This is a genomic window from Neobacillus niacini, assembly GCF_030817595.1.
GTDB lineage: Bacteria > Bacillota > Bacilli > Bacillales > Cytobacillaceae > Neobacillus > Neobacillus niacini_G.
In genome coordinates this window covers 6655662-6675011 of the sequence record NZ_JAUSZN010000001.1, presented here as the reverse complement: position 1 = coordinate 6675011, position 19350 = coordinate 6655662, and the positions used below count along the sequence as shown (strand labels likewise).

Genomic DNA, 19350 nt, shown 5'->3' with positions numbered 1-19350 from the left:
AAATAATGAATACATATTTTTTAGAATGAATGATTAACTCAAAATATTGCTCGATAGATAATATATTGGGAATCTATTTTCTATTTACTACTCGACTAACTATTTCAGTTACAGCAGCTCTACTCATTTTTTCCTTCCCCTCTGTTAAAGCGTCAAGAGTACCATGAGCAAGTACTATCGGGATTTTACAAAAATTAAGGATCGGACCGGGTTTAATATCCTTCATATAAACGTCAGCCAATGCTAGGTTACGCCGGGCGTACATAAACATATCTTCTAACTCCCATCCATTGGGAAAGAAATCCACACCTCGTTCTAAATCTTCAGCACGATTACGAAGAATATTGACAGACTGTAAACCACGACCAAAAGCTATAGCCAGATCCTTGTCCGTTTCAACATCGTCGTACCACTTCCAAATATCAGAGAGCATGACTCCTACCAAACCTGCAACGTAAAAGGTATATTCATTTAAATCTTCTACATTCTGAATCCGCCACTCTTTTAAAGTCCAGTCCGCCATCCCCTTCGCCATAGTAGATGTGGCATTCAAAACGTTCTCAACCAATGTCTGTGGACAAAGATTTATCCAATCTCCTAATCGTAAAGTAACCTCCGGCAGAAGGGTGTGGTATGGGTGAAATAACGCCATTAACTCTTTATGATTAAAGGGCTTTTTCAAGAGCAGGCTGATAGAATGTAATAGTTTATGTTTAGATTCCAATGGGAGTTGAGGGTGGTCTTCAATCTCATCAATAGCTCTCATGCACAAGTAAGCAGATGTTACTGCTTCTTTTAATTCTGACGGTAGATAACTAATAGGAATAAAGAAGGTCCGGCTTGTTACCATCAACATGTTTATCGCACTTCTATGTAAATTGATTGCTTCACTCATCTTGTATTGTCTCCTTTTCGTCAAAAAGCTAAATTTTTTCATTTAAATTGTATTATTCCCTCTATCTAAAATATCTAATTAATAAACTCTAACACAAAATTTAAGCCCTTGTAACTTAATAAATTTATATCCAGGATTTCGGTACTTTATGAATCTAATGGCTCCAGGTTAGTATCTTGGGCATAATACAGTTTATATACAGCAGAGAGGGGGATAGTATGAGGCTTAGAAATGGAGATTTTTATACAAATGTTTTTACCAATAAGGTATACAAGTTAAATGAAGATAACGATAGCAGCTGGTACTTAAGTTTGCGTGATGAAGAAGGTTATCATGAAACAGAAAAGATATCAGGGCGTGATATGATTAGATTGGTGGAAGGTACTTATAAAAAAAGTTAATAAAATAGGTACCCCATACGATACCTGTAATTAGATTTCTTAGTAAAATAGTAACAATTTAAAATGTTCCAAGGAAAAAGTCCCCTTTATGTCGAATATATGTAGATAAAGGGGATTAACCAATGAATAAAGTTGAGTTATTAAAAAAATTAGTAAGTAGTAGACGAGGTAATTTGTTTTCATTAGAGATTCCTACTTCAACAGAGAATCAAAGTAAGATTCAAGAATTGGTTAGAGTGTTAGAAACCGAAAAAAGAATTAAATTAAGAGAATATGTACAGAGAGAATACTCAGTTTATTTACATGGAATAATTAAGTATGCATCCGAATAATCGGATGCTTTTTTATTGCTCCCCCACGTTCATGTAACAAAAATATTATAAATCTTGTTTTATTGCTTTTAAATGCTGAATATGTATGCCGATATGTCCAATGCCAATAATAATAGAAGATATAATCAACCAAATAACTTTACCATAAATACCTAATAGCAAAAAAGCCACGACAGGCAGACTAGCACCAGGTACGGGAATTCCACAAAAACTTCGATAAAAATTTTCTTCCGTATGTTCATTAATAAAATATCTAATCCAACTAATCTCATAAAGGATCATCAGAAAAAATGAAGCGATTAGCCACAAACTCCATGTTGAAAATGGAGCAATGTTAAAATCACTAAAAATCAGTATGCTGCAAGAACAGCATACTTGTCCGACACGCTCAAATAATAATAAAAATTTGTTTTCCATGCCAGGGTTATAGTCAATTGGCTTTTTCTTACTCCATATGGTATTTGGAATCCATAACATCAATAAATAGATCAGACCAATATATGAAAATCCTAAATGACCTAACATTGTAAACCTCTCCCTATTAAATCTATATTACTAATAAAGCGATGGGACATTGTATTGTATATCGGTGATTTCCACCTCAAACCATCTAAACTCTTCATCTTTCTCGAACCAAGTAACATCGGATTTACTAGGTATTCGAATACCATTAAATTCTTTAAATTCTTTATTTATTGCTCCCCAATCACTTAATACATACTTACCATTTACTTCTCTGTATCTTTTTCCAACGAAACGGAGGATGTCGCCTTTCTCATTAAAATAAAAAACACCTGAGACGGATATCCCGTTGTATTCCATTGTAGCTTTTGCAGAGGTCCCATCAATTTCCTCCCATTTAATATAGGGTTTTAGTGCAGCTGAAGGATACCACATCATTTCAGCAAGATATCTCATCATTGTACCGGAATCCATTTCAGGACCCTTTGCATCGACAACTGGAAATAAAGAGAAGACTTTAATTTTCATTTTTCCTGTTCCAGCTATGAAAGTATCAATGCCGGATAATTGCACTAAAGGTGCCATTTTGACATCAGCTATCCAAATAAATCCTGGTTCACTAATTGAAAAATACTGTTCTCCTTTGGTGGGCAACCATTTGCCATTTTTTTCAGTTCTCATTCTTCCTTGTTGTTTAAGACGAACAGTTTTAACTTCTTCCTTTCCTATTACATTGGTATTAGTTAACCACTTTTGAACAGGAGATGGAAGTTTTTTCATGTCTTCTCTTTCAATTGTTTTTGAGCTCTCTTTATCAATACCTTCTAATAAATTAGCAACTTGGTTTTCGCCATTCTTAACAAACAAAACCCTAGCCATTCTAGAAACAATTATTAATAACAGCAGGAAAAGAAATATTAAAAATATTACGAACAGTATCCATTTGGCATTTTTATCCTTCTTTCCTTTTCATTATGATTATCATAACAAATATCAAAATTTACCAAAACGATAAAAGTCATAGAGTGATACCCATGAGCAACCCGGCAGATAGGTTTTAGATTACTTGCAAAGGAGATAGGATAATAAATGAAACTACTACTACGTGGGAAGTTGACAGGGTTACTTACTTAAAACGCCCTCACAAACTTTGAGGTAAGTGATGTTTATACATTTCTAATGCGTTCGTATGCTCTTCTAAAACAGACACTGTTCTGAAATGAGGCTTAGTGTAGATAACTGGATAATCCATTTCGTCCGAGTTTCTATTAATGGGAAAAGCTAATTTTTCCTCTTCTATTGAAAATTGGGCATCTATTCCCTTCTTATTTCCACGGGCGTCTACCCTAATCCATTTATTAAGTGTTTTAAAGAAAATAGCATTTAAGGCGTGAATACAATAGCCTTTTTCTGGAGTATCGAACAACATCAATCTTTGATAACAAAAACCTGTTGGTATTCCCTGCGAACGCAATAAAGACGCCAATAGATGAGATTTAGCATAGCAAATCCCCTCTTTATACTCTAATACTTCCGAAGCATTACAAGTAACTCGTTTCGATTGAATATCCCAAGAATGAGAAATTTCATCACGAACAAATTCAAAAGATACTTTTGCTTTTTCAATTTCCGTTTGCAATGGATTGAAAAGTTCATCAGCTTTCTTTTTTATAATGGAATTAGAATAATTAACTTCATTTAATTCGAGTAAATAATCATCTAATTTTTCAGATTCACAAATCAAATTCAATATCCACACCCCAGTTCTTTTTTTGCATAATCATGCAAATACACTAATTATTATACCATATGTAGCTTAAAATTTCCGGTTGCTCCGCGTATCTGGAAGTCCATGTCCATTCTTTCAGAAGTTCATCTGAAAAGGTATAATTATAGTAGATACTTTCGATGTCACAACGCGCACCTGGGTAGCGGTTCCAATACCAGGTACCTCCAACATCTTCCCACGCTTCATAAACGCGCACCTTTAACCCGGCCTCACGCAGTCGATGAAGCATGTACAATCCAGAAAAACCAGCCCCCACTACAACAGCATCAAACACCTGAACATTTCGTTGATCTAATGTCAATCTCGTAATCCTCCTTTAAAATTGAATTTTTCACATGGTATCACCATATGTAAGCGCTATCAAATATGTTCTATTTAAAGGGGGAAAATTCCTTTAAATCGCATGAATATGCAGAAAACTTCAAGGAAGGAAGTGAGAAAAAGCATTAACCCATTCCTTCATCTATTTGATTGGAATGAACATGACAATAAACTTGTATAATAAGAAGTCATAAATTGAGAAACCAGAGATATTTAAAATAAGCGGAGATGTTTCGGTTAAACTCCAGAATAGAGCTCGGTTTGGTGATATAAGCGGATGTTTTCCGATTAGCAAAGCAAAATTACCCATTTTCACGTTTTTCGAGTCAATAGTCGGAATCTTTCCGTCTATTCAAGCAATTTTTAGTCCTATTTAACCGCTTTCCCACTTACCACTTGTTTCTACCTTTAACAATTGAGCTATTGACATATTAGCATCTCTAATCCACAGTATCTTTAAGTGTTTAATTATATATTGAATATTTCTAATTGTAAAACTACTTTTTCTATTTTAAAAAGTTCTCTTCGTTTTACAAATTTATTCAATTTTATTCCTTTGAACTTAATAGTTTACTTGAAAGGAAATTGACTCCAATCAAAAAAAAAACCGAACATGCAGCAACATGCCCGGTCCAGCAATTATCGGTTCCCTTTAAAAGGGTCGGGTACTTGGAGAAATAATCCACCTGTTCAAGGATGGATTATTATTGGGGGTTATGAAATGACAATAAAAGTGGAACGAGAAAAACCATCCCATGCTTCATCCCAATGAAGAATCGCGAACAATTAACTCTGGATCTAAGATAATACGTTCTGTCGGCCGCTCCACATTCAAAATTCTTTTATGCAGCAAAGTCGCTGCATTGGAACCAATCTGATGGGCGAAGGAGGAAACTGTTGTTAGTGGGGGGTTTGTCATTTCCGCTTCAGGGATATTATCAAACCCGACAACAGCAATATCTTTTCCAGGAATCAAACCAGATTGTCTTAAGGATTCCATGACACCCAACGCCACTAAATCATTAAAACAAAAGACCGCTTTAGGTGGAGTTCCTTGACTTAATAGTGTCCTTACTCCGTTGCTCCCGCCCTCTCTTGTTGGCGCAGTGCTAATGATAATGGATGGATTTACTTCTAAACCTGCTTGCCGAAATGCCTCCCTGTACCCATTAACCCTTTGCTGCCACGCAGTGGATTCCATTCGACCGCCGATAAATGCAATTTGGTTATGTCCGTTCTCAAGTAAATGATTGACTGCTAATTTTGCCCCATTGGAATAATGGATTCCGACATAATCACAATCAAGATGATCAATTTCTCTTACAGCAGTGACAATGGGTATTTCCTGCTTCCGTATTCTCTCAATAGGTTCCTTTGAACTTCCTGACACTGGGCACAAAATTATCCCATCCACCCGATGTTCAAGCATGGTTGAAAGCAGTTTAACCTGTTTTTCATCTGAATCAAAGGTTGTTCCCAACAGAACAGTGTAACCCTCTGCCTCTAAAACCGCATTTACCCCTTTTAATAAATTAGCAAAAAATGTATTGCCGATATCAGTAAAAATAACGCCAACTGTAAAAGAACGTTTAGAACGAAGATTTGCCGCAAGCCGGTCGTATACGTAACCGAGCTCATCCATGACGGCTAGTACTTTTTTTCGAGTTTTATCTGAAACATTCGGGCTATTTCTAACAATAAGCGATGCGGTTGCAAGGGAAACACCTGCATGTTCAGCGACATCCTTTAAGGTTACCCTCGAACCTTTTTTTCGTTTCATATTACCACCTGACCAATCCTATCCTTGCTTCCATTAAAAACGTACAATACATAAAACAATTTATACATTTTTCTACATTATATAACAAAAAAACTACCTGTCCCAATTTCCGGAACAGGTATAATGGATTTCGTCTCGAATGTATGCTGAATTAAACAAGCAATCCGCCTTGTTGAATATATTTTATAATACCTTCGGCTGCCCGATAAGAAAGAGCGCTTAATGTACCGGTTGGATTATAGTTACTGTTATGAGGAAAAGCAGAAGCACCAGCAACAAATACATTTTCTGCATCCCACATTTGTAAATAGCTGTTAACAGCAGAAGTCTCAGAGTCCGCTCCCATGATCACACCGCCTGTGTTATGGGTATTGCCGTCCTTATTCACGTTAAATGGAGCTTGCTCTTCATTCGTCTCCATGATATCCGCACCGAATTCTTTGGCAATTTTTTTCGTAATCTGTGCCATATATTTTACTATTTCACGGTCTTGTTCTGTATAGTCATACGTCATCCGCAATAAAGGCATACCATAAGCATCTTTATATGTAGGATCTAGATCTAGATAGTTTTCCCGATGCGGCATGCTTGCTGCCTGAACCTTAACCGGGAACGTACTGTTCGCATATTTAATCGATTGTTTCTTGAATTCCGCACCCCATGATGGTGTTCCTTTTGGAACCGTATTATTGGCAATTGGGCGATTCCCATATTGAGTCACCCGGATACCAGCACCATGAATGAAATTTAAATTGGAATGGTCGAAATTATCTCCTGTAAAATCAGGGAGCTCCATTCCAAGTGCACCGGCACCACCGTACAAGTTAAATTCTTTATCATTAAAGAATATGGTAGTCGCTCCACCAGTTACCTGGTAGCAATAGTTTTTACCGATAGCACCTGTTCCTGTTTCAGGATTGTACGGTTTTCCAAGACCCGAATTCAATAACAGTCTCACGTTATTAAAGACATAACTTGCCACAACCACCACATCAGCAGGCTGCTCAAATTCTTCGCCCGTAATCGTATTCACATAAAAAACGCCGGTCGCTTTTTTCCCATCATTTAAAATCCGAGTAACATTGGAATGGGTACGTAAATCCAAATTACCTGTATTCTTGGCAACCGGAATGACCGTAACAGCCGGGTCCGCCTTTGCACCATATTCACAGCCAAAGTTTTCACAATACGCACAATATTGGCAGGCACCACGCTGAATGCCATCCGGGTTTTTATACGTTTCTGATAGATTGGAAGATGGAATGACATAGGGACTGAAGCCCAGTTTTTTTGTTACTTTTTCGAATTCCTTCATAATAGGTGTTTTCACCATTGGGCCAGTAGGATATGGATTAGAACGTTTTCCATACAATTCAACCGTCTCACCAGAAATACCGGCCATCTTTTCAAATTTATCATAATATGGTTCGATTTCATCGTACGTAATACCCCAGTCTTGGATGGTATACTCAGGCTTTACTTTATTAGGGCCATATTTTTGTTCTGTCAACGTTTTAATTTCAAAATCATATGGCAGAAAACGATACGTTTGACCGTTCCAGTGGCTGCCGGCGCCGCCCACTCCGTCTCCGACAATAAAAGTTCCGTAACTGCGCATTGGAAGTGCGGTCATGCTTCTGTTATTACGTGAAGTGATCGTTTCTTTTGATAAATCCTGCATTAATTCGGTCCGATGCTGATAACGGAGTTCATCGTGTCCCATTAAATAATCGCTTGTTGTCCGGTCTTTTCCCCGTTCAATTCCGACAACTTTCACTCCTGCTTTTGTAAGTTCAGAGGCAATAATACCGCCTGCCCATCCCATACCAACAATGACAACCGGTACTTTAGGAAGTTTTGTAGCCATTTTCGTCAACCCTTTCTATCTTAATGTCCCATATGGTCATGTAAACTTTGCTGTTTCAAAGCTACGAATTTATCACTCTGTATTTCTTTTGTATATCCCATATATGATCCAGGATATTTACGCATTTTCCAGCCCTGCATATCTTTATTGCCGCCATACATAGGGTCTGCATATGCACCTTCAATGGTCAAGGTCCGGAGCATTTTGAAAAAGACGTTCGTGGATACACCAGAAAGATCCCCTGCTTTACCACTCTCAAAATCTGTTAAAATAGCATCTTGGTCTTTTGCTTCCAGTTCGGTGAATTTTTTTTTGAAAGTTTTGTTACTGTAATCATTTAACCCTTTAAGGCCCAGCAGAAATAAATCCTTACGTAAAATTCGCAACTGCCCGCCTTGTTTCTCATCCGGCTTCTGAAAAGGTCCCACCATATAATCTTTGGCATTGACTCCCCACGGACTGGCAAGCTGGTGGTCTATATAAATGGCTACATTTAAATCCTTGGCTCCCGGGCCGCTTTCGTCTTTTGGAAAAATACGTTCCGCCGCGGCAGCTGTAGTCTGATATTGTTCTTGGTTGAAGTACATTAAGGCTTCATTAGGATTTGCAGCACTTTCATGGACCATAGCTGTCGCTGGCTCCGTTTTCGTATCTGACTTTATACCGAATAAACTGCCTACTGCCCCACCGACAATCAGTCCGCCGACCGTTAATCCTGAATTTTTTATAAAGATCCGTCTCGTCTTATCTTGGACCCCTTGTTGATTTTTTTCATTTTCTGACACAGAAAAACCCCCATTTCGGTACTCTAAGTGTGAACGATTCATCGCATCATTTCGTTCTGGTGAAATTTAGAACGTTCTATTAGAACGTTCTAATAAAACAGCAAAAAAATTATTTCTGGTTAACTTTTTTACTATCTGCTTCAAATGGTTCTTTTACATCGTCAACAATTTCCCTTGTTGATTTTTTGAATTCCCGAAGTGTATCTCCAACCGCTCGGCCAAGCTGAGGCAGTTTCGATGGACCAAATAAGATTAAAGCTAAAACTAAAATAATAATTAGGCCTGGAACACCAATTGAACTTAACATAACAAACTCCCTCCTTGGGCAATGGATGGCTGTACCAATTCATTTTAGTAAAATTAGAACGTTCTAATAGAACAGCAAAATAAAAAATCAAACCTTGTTTTTCTTATAAACCCAGTTAGAACATAGAATACTAACCTCATAAAGGACAAGCAATGGAATCGTGAAGATAAAGTCTGAAATAAAATCAGGCGGAGTGACGGTGATGGCCACAATCACGAGAACAAAATACGCTGTTTTTCTTATCTTTCTTAAAAACTTTGGATTTACCAAGCCAATTTTGGTAAGAAACACAATAATGACTGGAAGTTCAAACATAAGGCTGACAGGAAGAATAATGCCAAACATCATCTTAAAGTATTGATTCATTCCATATGTTTCTGTCGCACCGATTGATTGATTAATAGATGATAAGAATTGAATCATCATTGGGAAAAGTACAAAATAGCTGAATGATACGCCCAAAATAAATAAGAAAAACGTAATCGGGATGAAAATAAAGACCCCTTTTTTTTCATCATCCGTTAACCCAGGTTTTACAAACAACCAAGTTTGGTGCAAAGCAACTGGTAATGTTACTAACAAGGCCACAACAAGCGCACATTTAAAATAAATGGCAATTCCATCCGTAAATCCAAACACATTCCACTCTATTTTCACTGCCACAGGCTGTGATTTAATTAATTGCAAAATCGTTGGAGATGCAATAAATCCCGCAATTAAAGAAAGGATTAAGAACACTAGTACGATAATTATTCGCTTTCTTAATTCGGTGAGGTTTGCCACAAGTATCTGTTCTTGGTCCTGTTGAAATTTGGCCTGTTCCATAAAAATTATCGAACACCCCTTTTTAAACCGACTAAAAACTTGTATAATTTATTTCGTTGCCGTAAACAACAATTAATAGTATACGATAATTATTTAAAAAAACAACTTTTTTGTCACAAAAAGTTCAAATTTAACTATTTTAAAATATTGACTATTAGAGGAGTTATTAAATATGACCGCTCATATAAAATCTGAATTATCTTCCCTAAGTGAGCTTATTTTTTCCTTACTGTTCACAGCCTGTGTAGGGGTCTTTTGTGTCAAATCGTTTGATTCCTTTCCCTGGCTTGCCTTTATTGGAATAACTTTCGGTTTAGCTCTGATGGTGGCTTGTTGGGAACAGAAGAAAAACCAATGGACTTTTTTTGTGGTTGGGTTATTAATCAATACTTTTGTCTGGTCCGTTTTCTTTAATTGGAAGTCATTTTTCTAATAATAAATAACTTGGGAGATTCATATGAAAAAAACATATATGGTAACAGGGTTCAATATAGTACTGGCAGTATGCCTGGTCTTTTTGTTATTCGTGTACGAAGGGCCTAAAAAGTCACAACCTGGATCAGCTAAAGGAACAGAAACGGCTTCTGCTTCGGCAGGAAATGCGGAGGATCTAGTAGAAAAAAGCTGCATTACCTGTCATGGCGATCAATTACAAGGCGGAGCCGGGCCAGCTTTAAGTAAAATTGGTGCTAACTATAATCAAAGTGAAATAGAAAATATCATAAAAAACGGTAAAAATGGAATGCCTGGAGGAATTATTTCAGGTGAAGATGTGGCAGTGGTAGCCAAATGGTTATCTGAGAAAAAGTAAAAGTAAAAAACGATGTTTTACTTATCTAAAAAAAAAGCAATGCTATTTCCCGCACTTTGGACTTTGGCATTGCTTTTTCTATAAGAAGAAAAACTCCAATGGCACGTGTTGTTGAAGAAGTATGCTATTTTATCTAATTGCAATTCTCGTTCTTGTGATGGATCAACTTTCTAAATATCTAATTCTTCTACATTGATATTAATAAAACATTTGTATTGTGAGAAATACAATTAACACATAATCGAGAATTGCGGGATAATCAGAAGGAGGTTTCATCGATATTAAGGGCAGGATATGTAACTTTAGATTTTCAATTAAACGAAACAAGTCGTGCGACTCTTATATGGTTCGCACACTTGTTATTTGTTTTTACGCTTTTCCGCCTGGCAAATTTGCACCGTATTTAGGATGAATCGTAATCCTTCGTATAAACATCTACTTGACGAAGTGTTTCAACAATCGTCGGCATATCCAATGCCTACAATGGGGACGGTTCTCATGGCTTCAAGAACCTCTGAAACTTTAAAAAAAAGTGCCTGTCACCAGCCATAGGAAGGTGCCTGCACTTTTTTCTAGTTATTTTAATCGTTCATTTATCTTTGTCTGAACGCCTTCTATAGCTACCGAGTTTATAGCATCTTGTGGTCTTATATTAATCCACATAATAAAAGGACTTAAATTCATTATCAACTTTTGAAATAGGAGATAATCTTCCTCACTATAGTATTCCAATAGAAAATAAAGAAACTCTTCCTGGCCTGCTTGTCCAAATGATATTCGATATAGAGTTAAGATTTTTAATAACCTTCTAGGGTACTAATATCTTTACTATATGGATAGATAATCCGTTCAATTCCTTCCTTACCCTTGTGGAACATTAAGAACAGTGCCAGGCACTGTCGCTATCACTTCAACCACCTCATAAGTATTGTTCCCCAAAAACCATTAAACCTAAATTCTTTGGCTAATTGCTACGGTTCGTCAAAGGTCTCTGTCTTCTATATTTTACTATTGAATTATTTTAAAATATGTATATAATCAATGGTAATTGTATACGTAAATGTTTTCTAGGGTTCCGCAACCATTGAGTTGGACTGGTCCGAGAGAAAACTCACAGCTATGGCTGTGTCACGGAAGGATAAAAGCCTGGGAGATACTGTTTTAACAGATATCTCTCGGGTTTTTTTTGTTTTAAAAAATTATTATTGGAGGTAATAGTAATGAATGCTAACTGGATGAAAGTGTTTATTGGGGCATTTTTTGAAGTGTTTTGGGTGATAGGTTTAAAACATGCAAATGGCTTTTGAACATGGACAGGAACAGCGATCTCGATTACGGTGAGTTTCTATTTAATTATAATGGCTGGCCGGAAACTTCCCGTCGGTACGGTGTATGCCGTTTTTGTAGGATTGGGGACAGCAGGAACGGTCTTATCTGAAATCATATTCTTCGGAGAACCCGTCAAGGTGGAAAAAATGATATTGATTTTACTTTTACTAGTCGGTGTTCTTGGATTGAAGTTATTAACAAAAGACGATGTTCAAGAAGGAGTTGAGTCCTAATGGCGTGGATTTCATTAATTTTAGCAGGATTATGTGAAGCATTTGGTGTGGTTACAATCAATAAATTGAACAAGAATCGTAATTGGCAATCGTTATTATTATTAATTCTCGGGTTTGCAGTTAGTTTTCTGTTTCTTGCCTACGCAATGAAAACTCTACCTATGGGGACGGCCTATGCAATATAGACAGGAATTGGCACTTGTGGTGGAGCGATATTAGGAATCATGATTTACGGCGAATCAAAAGATTGGAGAAGAATTGCATGTATTGCATTAATACTAAGCGCAACCATGGGACTGAAACTTGTTTCCTAAAAGTAGAAAAGAAAGCTGACTTTTTATCATGAATAAAAAGTCAGCATGAAAATATTATGGATTACATTCTTGTAATGGTTTCCTTCACTAGGTTGATAAATTTCTCTCTTACCATAGCAGCCACTTCAATGACTTCATCATGACTTAATGGTTGATCGAGAATCCCACATGCCATATTGGTTAAACAGGAAATACCAAGTACTTTCATTCCTCCGTGAATCGCTACAATCTCCTCTGGGACAGTTGACATACCAACAGCGTCCGCTCCTAATGTGCGAATCATACGAATCTCAGCTGGAGTTTCGTATGCAGGTCCGCTCCACCAAGCATAAACGCCCTGTTGTAAAGTGATGTTTTGTTCTTTTGCTACAGTAGCAGCAATATTTCGTAAATCACGATTATATACTTGAGAAACATCAGGGAAACGAGTTCCTAATTCATTATTATTTGGCCCAATCAATGGATTGGTACCAACTAAATTGATATGATCCGTAATTAACATTAAATCTCCTGGGTTGAAGCTTGTATTAATCGCACCGCATGCATTCGTGATGAGTAGATTCTCTACACCAAGCGCCTTCATCACACGTACTGGAAAAGTGACTTCATCTAAAGTAAAGCCTTCATAATAATGGAAACGTCCCTTCATCGCCACGACTGATTTCCCCATTAATTCCCCAATTACTAATTCATTTGCATGACCAATTGCTTCCGATTTTGCGAAGTGAGGAATTTCGCTATAAGGAATGGTGACAGGGTTCGTGATTTCATCTGCAAGAGTTCCTAATCCTGATCCTAAAATCATCCCAATTGTTGGACGTTGGCCAATCTTACTCATGATGAACTCTCTAGCTTCTAAAATATCTTGCATTTTATGCATAAAAAATATCTCCTTTTTTTATAACCATTTTATAAAAAAAGTTTAATCGTTTTTGCAGCTATTGTAAATGACCTGAAATTTGGGTCAGTCTCCCAGTTTAATAAAGAGTTACAGTCCCTATTGAGCCTCGGCAGCCAAGTGGCGAAGTAAACACCCTCCCACCCCCCCCATGGGAGTTGGTAACTATTATTCATTTATTTCATTAGAAAAAAGCAAACCGCTGCCATTAATAAATTAGGTAATCCTATTAACAGTATAGAATTAGTTTGTGAAAATTTTTGTTTTCTATCTTCTTTTGATTCAGATTGTAGATTTCTACCTAATCTATCCCCATCCAAGAATGATCCAGATAACAAAGCACCTAATATCAGTGAGATAATTCCGACAGCCCCTGTGATTTTATACAATAATGTGTAATCGCTTGAAAACATTGAAATTAAGAAAAGCGATCACTACGATACTAAGTCCTATAATTAATTTTTTCATAATAAAACATCCTTTGGTTTTTTGGTAAATTCCAATGACCTATATAGTATATGATTGTGAAAAAATCAGTAACTAGTTTACCAATAGTTATCAAATTTTTATTTACACATCCTAAAATAAAATGATTCGTTAATACAACAATAAAGAGCTAACCCACGGGTAGCTCCTTTAGTCATTATAAAATTGTGTTTTTCATATTGGCGTACATCGCCTTTACTGTCTCATCAATTTCTTCTCGGGACATCCTCATCGCTTTTTCAGCACGTCCGTAACCAATTTCCGTTTTTCCTGCTTCAAGGTCTTTAAATATCGAATCGGCAAATTCATCTACAGGGGCGCCAAAGGCATGCAGGCCTACTCCGCCTATATCGGTATTAACTGCTGGCGGCGCAACTTCGATCACCTCAATGGCCGTATCTTCAAGCTGATGCCGTAAACTCATCGTAAATGAATACACCGCCGCTTTCGTAGCTGAATAAATCGGAGTAATCGCCATTGGGGTAAAGGCTAAACCGGATGACACATTAATGATAGCACCATAGTCTTTATTGGCAAAGTACGGCGCAAATAGCATGGCGAAATGAAATGGTGCCTCAATGTTGGAGGCTATTTCTTGACTGTAATAGCTCCAATCTTCCTTCGCATTTGCTTTAAGAACATGGTAGCGCTGCTGAATGCCTGCGTTGTTTATTAGTACGTTTACATCGGGGTGCTCGCTCGTTACCCAGTCAAACAAAGCAATCCGATCAGATTCTTTGGTAACATCACAAACGCGTGTAATCAGTTCAGGATATTTTTCCTTTGCTTCCTGGAGCTTTGCTTCACGTCTGCCGCAGACAATGACTTTATTGCCTACTTTTATGAATCTCTCAGCAAACGCAAACCCGATTCCTGCTGCCCCGCCCGTAATAAGTATTTTAAAAATCACTGTAGATACAGATTAGATATCTAAGTATTACTACATTTTTTCAGTATTAATGCCTCAACTTAGCTGGAAAGAAAAAAAAACCGAAACATTAATTAAACTGTCTCGGTTAAATGTTCAGCTCAATAGTTAGAGTATGAGAACTATCATCAAATTAATATCCCAATTTTTTATCAACCACATTGAGCATTGGTTTTCCTTCTATAAACAGTTTAAGATTGGTGATAAATAGATTCATATTACGCTCGACATTCTTGGGAGAATAGTAAGCATTATGCGGTGATACAATGACATTGTCAAGCGTCCAAAATGGATGATCCTTTGGCAGCGGCTCTACATCAAATACATCGAGCGCTGCTCCTGCTATGTGGTTACTGTTCAAGCATTCAACTAGATTCTTTTCGACAATCGTATTTCCACGGCCGACATTAATTAAGTAACTGCCTTTCTTCATTTGTTTCAATCGATGTTTATTTAAGAAATCCCGGGTTTCTTTCGTGGATGGGAGTGCAAGTACGAGAAAATCGGATCTACCTAAGACTTTATCAACCTGATCCATTCCAACCACTATATCTGCGGGATCGTTTTCGTCTTTTCGCTTTTTCGGATTTCTTCGACAGCCAATTACCTTCATTCCTAACCCTTTACATCTTTTGGCGATCTCATATCCGATCTCCCCATAACCTATAATTCCGACCGTCGAGTCTCCTAAATCCTTAATAGGAATCAAACCCCATTTTCTGGTTGGTTCATTCCGAATCATGGTTGGGACACCTCTTGCTAAAGAGGTAATCATGGCAATTGTATGCTCTGCGATTGGGATGGATGTACAGCCTTTCGTATTGGTGACAATGACATCACATTCCTTCACTTCGTTCGTCAACATCGCTTCCAATCCCACACTTTGAGAATGAATCCATTGTAAATTGGGAGTTTTTTCAAGGATTTTGAGCTTGTCACGCATTCCTAAGGTAAAAATAACGTTGCATTTAGATATGTCATAACTCGGCTCCGGTTCAGGTTCACCAGGCAGCCAGGGTTCAACTATGACGGTTGAACAAATCTTTCTAAGTTTCTCTAAATATTCCATTGGGATATTATGTCTAATATAGACAAAGGGAGCTTCTTTCTTTGTCAAGACAGTCATCAATTAAACCTCCTTTAGAACACTACAATTCTTTTTATTTTCAAAATAAGATTCAGCAATCCGTTTTACCGCTCTTCTAATTTGCTCTTCATCACAGAAAGTAAAGCACAAACGTATATGATTGTGTTGATGATTCTCTGTGTAAAAATGAACACCATCAATATAGTTAACACCTTTTTTTAGAGAATCAATGAAAAATTGGCTCGTGTCGATTTCAGGATGAAAGGTGAGCCATAAAAAGAAACCGCCATCCGGAACGATATAAGATACCTCATCCCCAAAGTATTCAGCAATCGCAAGGACCATTGCATCCTTTCTCATTTTATAAATAGAATTCAATTTCTTCACATGAGCATCAAAATCAATCTCTGATAAAAAATTCGAGATGATCTCCTGCACAAATACACTTGTCGACCCATCTGACTTTAACATTCTCATTTTATTTATGACGTGCTCTCCAGCTATCGCCCACCCCATTCGAATTCCAGGGGCAATGATTTTCGAGAACGTACTCAGATAAATCACACGCTCAGGTCCAAAGGAATAAATGGAAGGTATATATTTTCCTGTAAAACTTAATTCTACATAAGCATCATCTTCTAGTATATAAAAGTTGTATTCATAGGCTAGTTCGGCCAATTTCTTTCTTCTTTCTAAAGAGAGGTTAATCCCGCCTGGGTTGTGATAGTTTGGCATGACATAAAACATTTTTGGTAACGGCTCGCCACTTGCTCTTGCTTCTTTTAATGCCTGTTCGACCAAATCTACCTTCAACCCATTTTCATCGATAGGGAAAGTACGAAGCTTCGTACCGGCTAATAAGAACTGACGAATCGCACCGAAGAACGAAGGGGCTTCTATCCAAACTTCGTCACCTGGATCGGTTAGCGTTCTGGTTACGATATCCATCCCTTGCATAGAACCAGTTGTCACAATAATATTCGAACTCTCCGTCTTAATGGAACGTAATAAAGAACGTTGTTTAATCCACTCGACTACCTTCCCCGTACCCGTTCCGCCAGTATATTCTAAGGATTCAGGACCTTGTGTTTCTAGAGCCATAACAGATGATTGGGCCAATAGAGCAATATCAAATGATTCACGTGCAGGATACCCAAATGAGAGAGGAATGAGATCAGGATACTTCTCTGCAGTAGCAGCACTTATTAAAGGCAAATCAGGAAACCGTTTTGAAAAAGAAAACTCTTGCAATGTTTGCATAAATCTTATCCCCCTATTGTATCCTAGTATTTTTTTCATTTTTCGATAGATTCGTGAGCCATTCGTTCTTCCCTATTAATCTCACCCCTCTTATACTGTAAGTACAAATTATTGTGGAATAAGCTCTAAAAGAAGAGTTTCAAACGCTTTTTGAAGCTGTGTGGTGTAATAGCCTGGCATTCCATCTCCAATTAGCTGCTCGTCGATTTCAATGACTGGGCACACCTCGAGCCCCGTATTGGTAATGAACACTTCATCCATTTCCATTAACGCCTCTTTTGTAAAGGGTGTTTCCACTAACGTTAAATTCGTAGATTCCATTAAACGAACCACCACTTGCCGGGTAATTCCATTTAAGATAAATTGATTGGTCGGATGGGTAAAACACTCCTGCCCACGAATAGCAAATACATTGGAGCTGCTTGCTTCTGTCACAATATCTCCTCGGACTAGAATGGCTTCACTTGCTCCTTGTTCCACCGCTTTTTGCTTGGCTAGAACATTCCCTAACAAATTCAAACTCTTAATATCCACACGTAACCAGCGAATATCCTCCGTCGTGATGGCTTTAATACCATTCCTAATTTGTTCTAGCGGCCGCTCCATTTCACGAACATAAGCCGTTAAAACGGGGTCTGCATTTTCAGGGAAATGGTGTTTTCTTGGCGATACACCACGAGTGATTTGTATGTATACCGACCCATTTAAGACACCACTTTCCTTCATTAATAGATGGATATTTTTCTGCAAAACCTCCATCCCTTTCGGCAGAGGAATCATCAGTTCTTTCGCACTACGTACGAGTCTTTCCAGATGCGCTTCCCATTCAAATAACAACCCATCATAAATGCGAATCATTTCGTAAATTCCGTCACCAAATTGATATCCCCGATCCTCAATATCAACCATGACATTTTCTCTCGAAATAATTTCATCATTAAGCAGAATATTCATTTTTCGACTCCTTTTCTCCAAGTTTCCAGGATTGCCCATGACGGACAGTGACTAATAGAAAAATAAATAAGCAGAAACATATACATAGAGAACTAATAAAAGGTCCCGTTGGATGAATGGAGAAAATCCAGCCGGCTAGTAAGGGGCCAACACTACGTCCAAAGCTATCAACGGCTTGCTGAAAACCAATTACTGTTCCCTGTCCAAGCGTATTTTGCTTTGACAGCATGGTAAGTAAGGTGGGTTTCACAAGCGACTGTCCTGCACCTACCAGGGCACAGCCTAAATAGACTCCCCAAATATTGAATGAAAAAACGATACAGGCATATCCAGTTGCTTCAATAAATACTCCTGACTTTGCGATATTTTCCTCTCGATATTTTTGATAAATCCAAGACATGATAAACATTTGAATCACAACAGCTGCAAAAGATTGAGAACTAAAGGCAAACCCCGTCTGTGTAGCAGAGGATTCAAATTTCTCAATCATGAAATAGCCGAGTATCCCAAATAAACTGGATACAGAAACCGCAAGACCGAATGTTATGAAGAGCAGCCCGCGATAGCCTGGTTTCACTATGGTGGCTAAAGATGTCCCAAAGGAAGGTATGTTTGCCTTAGAATTTTTGTTTGCAGATTCCTTCACAAAAATGAAAACAAAAGGAATCGTCACGATACTTAACAATCCTGCCACAATAAACGGGACATGAATTCCTAAAGGGGCAAAGACTCCTCCTACAACAGGGCCGAAAAGAAATCCTAATGCATTAGCCGCCGTTATTTTCGCTACAGCCGGTGCACGTTTCTCCTTGTCATGACCGTCAATCACCAACGCAAGTGCTGCTGGCTGGGTGCCGCTGGAAACAATCGCCCCAATTACACGAATAAGAAGAAGCTGGCTATAGTTATTGGCTAGAATCATCAAAAGGAATGCAACCCCAAATCCAAAGAGACCAAAGATTAAAACGGGTTTTCTGCCAATCCGATCGATTAGCCTGCCCCAAAAAGGGAGGACAATAAATTGAGATAACGCCCAGCCGGTAATCAGGCTTCCCATTTGAAGCGAGTTCAGTCCTATTCTTTCAGCTAAAAATGGCAAGGCAGGTAGGACCACGCCGTAACCAGTCATCGATAAAAACATGATAAAAGCCAATAAATAAAAGGACTTATTTGACATTTTGAGTTTCCTTCCCGATAGCTGCAAACCGACTTTGTTTAGCACAGGATCCTTTATGAACGGGCACTACATTGCCTCTCTAGTTACCGCTAATCCCTAAGATAGATAG

The 19350-nt window shown here is 37.9% G+C and carries 20 protein-coding genes, 2 pseudogenes and 1 riboswitch; of the genes and pseudogenes, 5 read left to right on the top strand and 17 right to left on the bottom strand.

Annotation, left to right across the window (positions count from 1 at the left end; all coding sequences use genetic code 11):
- Positions 1-73: 73 nt before the first annotated feature.
- Complete coding sequence (locus QFZ31_RS32170) at positions 74-895, bottom strand: phytoene/squalene synthase family protein (protein WP_307311189.1); 822 nt, start codon at positions 893-895, stop codon at positions 74-76.
- 218 nt (positions 896-1113) lie between these two features.
- On the opposite strand from QFZ31_RS32170, the gene QFZ31_RS32165 reads away from it, so the two are divergent.
- Positions 1114-1296, top strand: a complete 183-nt coding sequence (locus tag QFZ31_RS32165) for a hypothetical protein (protein WP_307311188.1) — start codon at positions 1114-1116, stop codon at positions 1294-1296.
- Positions 1297-1418: 122 nt separating this feature from the next.
- Positions 1419-1628 carry a hypothetical protein gene (locus QFZ31_RS32160; RefSeq protein ID WP_307311187.1) on the top strand — a complete coding sequence of 70 codons (210 nt, stop codon included), beginning with the start codon at positions 1419-1421 and terminating at the stop codon, positions 1626-1628.
- A 45-nt stretch (positions 1629-1673) separates the two neighbouring features.
- On the opposite strand, the gene QFZ31_RS32155 is transcribed toward QFZ31_RS32160, so the two are convergent.
- From QFZ31_RS32155 to tatC, 9 genes are all read right to left on the bottom strand, one after another.
- Complete coding sequence (locus tag QFZ31_RS32155) at positions 1674-2153, bottom strand: hypothetical protein (protein ID WP_307311185.1); 480 nt, start codon at positions 2151-2153, stop codon at positions 1674-1676.
- A 30-nt stretch (positions 2154-2183) separates the two neighbouring features.
- Entirely contained in the window at positions 2184-2957 is a 774-nt protein-coding gene (locus QFZ31_RS32150) for a DUF6544 family protein (protein ID WP_307311182.1), read from the bottom strand.
- 274 nt (positions 2958-3231) lie between these two features.
- Positions 3232-3840 carry a transglutaminase-like domain-containing protein gene (locus tag QFZ31_RS32145; protein WP_307311180.1) on the bottom strand — a complete coding sequence of 203 codons (609 nt, stop codon included), beginning with the start codon at positions 3838-3840 and terminating at the stop codon, positions 3232-3234.
- 43 nt (positions 3841-3883) lie between these two features.
- Positions 3884-4180 (bottom strand): NAD(P)-binding protein, encoded by a 297-nt coding sequence (locus tag QFZ31_RS32140; protein WP_307311177.1) that lies wholly within the window; start codon positions 4178-4180, stop codon positions 3884-3886.
- 780 nt (positions 4181-4960) lie between these two features.
- A complete protein-coding gene (locus tag QFZ31_RS32135) occupies positions 4961-5980 on the bottom strand; it encodes a LacI family DNA-binding transcriptional regulator (RefSeq protein WP_307311174.1) in 1020 nt (339 codons plus the stop codon).
- 151 nt (positions 5981-6131) lie between these two features.
- Positions 6132-7847: a GMC family oxidoreductase gene (locus QFZ31_RS32130; protein ID WP_307311173.1), complete on the bottom strand. Its 1716-nt coding sequence runs from the start codon at positions 7845-7847 to the stop codon at positions 6132-6134.
- 20 nt (positions 7848-7867) lie between these two features.
- Complete coding sequence (locus QFZ31_RS32125) at positions 7868-8632, bottom strand: gluconate 2-dehydrogenase subunit 3 family protein (RefSeq protein WP_307311171.1); 765 nt, start codon at positions 8630-8632, stop codon at positions 7868-7870.
- A 109-nt stretch (positions 8633-8741) separates the two neighbouring features.
- Positions 8742-8939 carry a twin-arginine translocase TatA/TatE family subunit gene (tatA, locus tag QFZ31_RS32120; RefSeq protein ID WP_307311169.1) on the bottom strand — a complete coding sequence of 66 codons (198 nt, stop codon included), beginning with the start codon at positions 8937-8939 and terminating at the stop codon, positions 8742-8744.
- Positions 8940-9026: 87 nt separating this feature from the next.
- On the bottom strand, positions 9027-9764 hold the full coding sequence (tatC, locus tag QFZ31_RS32115; protein WP_307311166.1) for a twin-arginine translocase subunit TatC: 738 nt from the start codon (positions 9762-9764) through the stop codon (positions 9027-9029).
- A gap of 457 nt (positions 9765-10221) precedes the next feature.
- Here tatC and QFZ31_RS32110 point away from each other — a divergent pair, with 457 nt between their 5' ends.
- The 3 genes and pseudogenes from QFZ31_RS32110 to QFZ31_RS32100 all read left to right on the top strand — a co-directional run bounded on the left by QFZ31_RS32110 (position 10222) and on the right by QFZ31_RS32100 (position 12451).
- Positions 10222-10575 (top strand): c-type cytochrome, encoded by a 354-nt coding sequence (locus QFZ31_RS32110; RefSeq protein WP_307311163.1) that lies wholly within the window; start codon positions 10222-10224, stop codon positions 10573-10575.
- Between the two features lie 1056 nt (positions 10576-11631).
- Positions 11632-11730, top strand: a riboswitch (guanidine-I (ykkC/yxkD leader).
- Between the two features lie 65 nt (positions 11731-11795).
- Positions 11796-12137: pseudogene (locus QFZ31_RS32105) on the top strand (DMT family transporter).
- Positions 12137-12451 (top strand): annotated as a pseudogene (locus QFZ31_RS32100) (DMT family transporter). The pseudogenes QFZ31_RS32105 and QFZ31_RS32100 overlap by 1 nt, the downstream one beginning before the upstream one ends.
- A 61-nt stretch (positions 12452-12512) precedes the next feature.
- Here QFZ31_RS32100 and QFZ31_RS32095 read toward each other — a convergent pair.
- The 7 genes from QFZ31_RS32095 to QFZ31_RS32070 all read right to left on the bottom strand — a co-directional run bounded on the left by QFZ31_RS32095 (position 12513) and on the right by QFZ31_RS32070 (position 19241).
- The gene (locus QFZ31_RS32095; RefSeq protein ID WP_307311162.1) at positions 12513-13331 is read right to left on the bottom strand and encodes a purine-nucleoside phosphorylase; all 819 of its coding nucleotides are present in this window, start codon (positions 13329-13331) and stop codon (positions 12513-12515) included.
- Positions 13332-13525: 194 nt separating this feature from the next.
- Positions 13526-13762 (bottom strand): DUF5316 domain-containing protein, encoded by a 237-nt coding sequence (locus QFZ31_RS33930; RefSeq protein WP_373459893.1) that lies wholly within the window; start codon positions 13760-13762, stop codon positions 13526-13528.
- Between the two features lie 230 nt (positions 13763-13992).
- Positions 13993-14745, bottom strand: a complete 753-nt coding sequence (locus QFZ31_RS32090; protein ID WP_307311161.1) for an SDR family oxidoreductase — start codon at positions 14743-14745, stop codon at positions 13993-13995.
- Positions 14746-14896: 151 nt separating this feature from the next.
- A complete protein-coding gene (locus QFZ31_RS32085; RefSeq protein ID WP_307311158.1) occupies positions 14897-15889 on the bottom strand; it encodes a D-2-hydroxyacid dehydrogenase in 993 nt (330 codons plus the stop codon).
- A gap of 3 nt (positions 15890-15892) precedes the next feature.
- Complete coding sequence (locus QFZ31_RS32080) at positions 15893-17110, bottom strand: PLP-dependent aminotransferase family protein (RefSeq protein ID WP_307311155.1); 1218 nt, start codon at positions 17108-17110, stop codon at positions 15893-15895.
- A 108-nt stretch (positions 17111-17218) separates the two neighbouring features.
- Positions 17219-18064: a D-amino-acid transaminase gene (dat, locus tag QFZ31_RS32075; RefSeq protein ID WP_307311152.1), complete on the bottom strand. Its 846-nt coding sequence runs from the start codon at positions 18062-18064 to the stop codon at positions 17219-17221.
- Positions 18048-19241 carry an MFS transporter gene (locus QFZ31_RS32070; RefSeq protein ID WP_307311150.1) on the bottom strand — a complete coding sequence of 398 codons (1194 nt, stop codon included), beginning with the start codon at positions 19239-19241 and terminating at the stop codon, positions 18048-18050. The genes dat and QFZ31_RS32070 overlap by 17 nt, the downstream gene beginning before the upstream one ends.
- Between the last annotated feature and the right edge of the window lie 109 nt (positions 19242-19350).

What these genes read in the sequence shown, in the direction of transcription:
- QFZ31_RS32110 (WP_307311163.1), top strand. Translation starts at nt 10,222, where the DNA reads ATGAAAAAAACATATATGGTAACAGGGTTCAATATAGTACTGGCAGTA.
- QFZ31_RS32165 (WP_307311188.1), top strand. Translation starts at nt 1,114, where the DNA reads ATGAGGCTTAGAAATGGAGATTTTTATACAAATGTTTTTACCAATAAG.
- tatC (WP_307311166.1), bottom strand. Translation starts at nt 9,764, where the DNA reads ATGGAACAGGCCAAATTTCAACAGGACCAAGAACAGATACTTGTGGCA.
- QFZ31_RS32085 (WP_307311158.1), bottom strand. Translation starts at nt 15,889, where the DNA reads ATGACTGTCTTGACAAAGAAAGAAGCTCCCTTTGTCTATATTAGACAT.
- QFZ31_RS32160 (WP_307311187.1), top strand. Translation starts at nt 1,419, where the DNA reads ATGAATAAAGTTGAGTTATTAAAAAAATTAGTAAGTAGTAGACGAGGT.
- dat (WP_307311152.1), bottom strand. Translation starts at nt 18,064, where the DNA reads ATGAATATTCTGCTTAATGATGAAATTATTTCGAGAGAAAATGTCATG.
- QFZ31_RS32155 (WP_307311185.1), bottom strand. Translation starts at nt 2,153, where the DNA reads ATGTTAGGTCATTTAGGATTTTCATATATTGGTCTGATCTATTTATTG.
- QFZ31_RS33930 (WP_373459893.1), bottom strand. Translation starts at nt 13,762, where the DNA reads ATGTTTTCAAGCGATTACACATTATTGTATAAAATCACAGGGGCTGTC.
- QFZ31_RS32130 (WP_307311173.1), bottom strand. Translation starts at nt 7,847, where the DNA reads ATGGCTACAAAACTTCCTAAAGTACCGGTTGTCATTGTTGGTATGGGA.
- QFZ31_RS32080 (WP_307311155.1), bottom strand. Translation starts at nt 17,110, where the DNA reads ATGCAAACATTGCAAGAGTTTTCTTTTTCAAAACGGTTTCCTGATTTG.
- tatA (WP_307311169.1), bottom strand. Translation starts at nt 8,939, where the DNA reads ATGTTAAGTTCAATTGGTGTTCCAGGCCTAATTATTATTTTAGTTTTA.
- QFZ31_RS32135 (WP_307311174.1), bottom strand. Translation starts at nt 5,980, where the DNA reads ATGAAACGAAAAAAAGGTTCGAGGGTAACCTTAAAGGATGTCGCTGAA.
- QFZ31_RS32095 (WP_307311162.1), bottom strand. Translation starts at nt 13,331, where the DNA reads ATGCATAAAATGCAAGATATTTTAGAAGCTAGAGAGTTCATCATGAGT.
- QFZ31_RS32070 (WP_307311150.1), bottom strand. Translation starts at nt 19,241, where the DNA reads ATGTCAAATAAGTCCTTTTATTTATTGGCTTTTATCATGTTTTTATCG.
- QFZ31_RS32170 (WP_307311189.1), bottom strand. Translation starts at nt 895, where the DNA reads ATGAGTGAAGCAATCAATTTACATAGAAGTGCGATAAACATGTTGATG.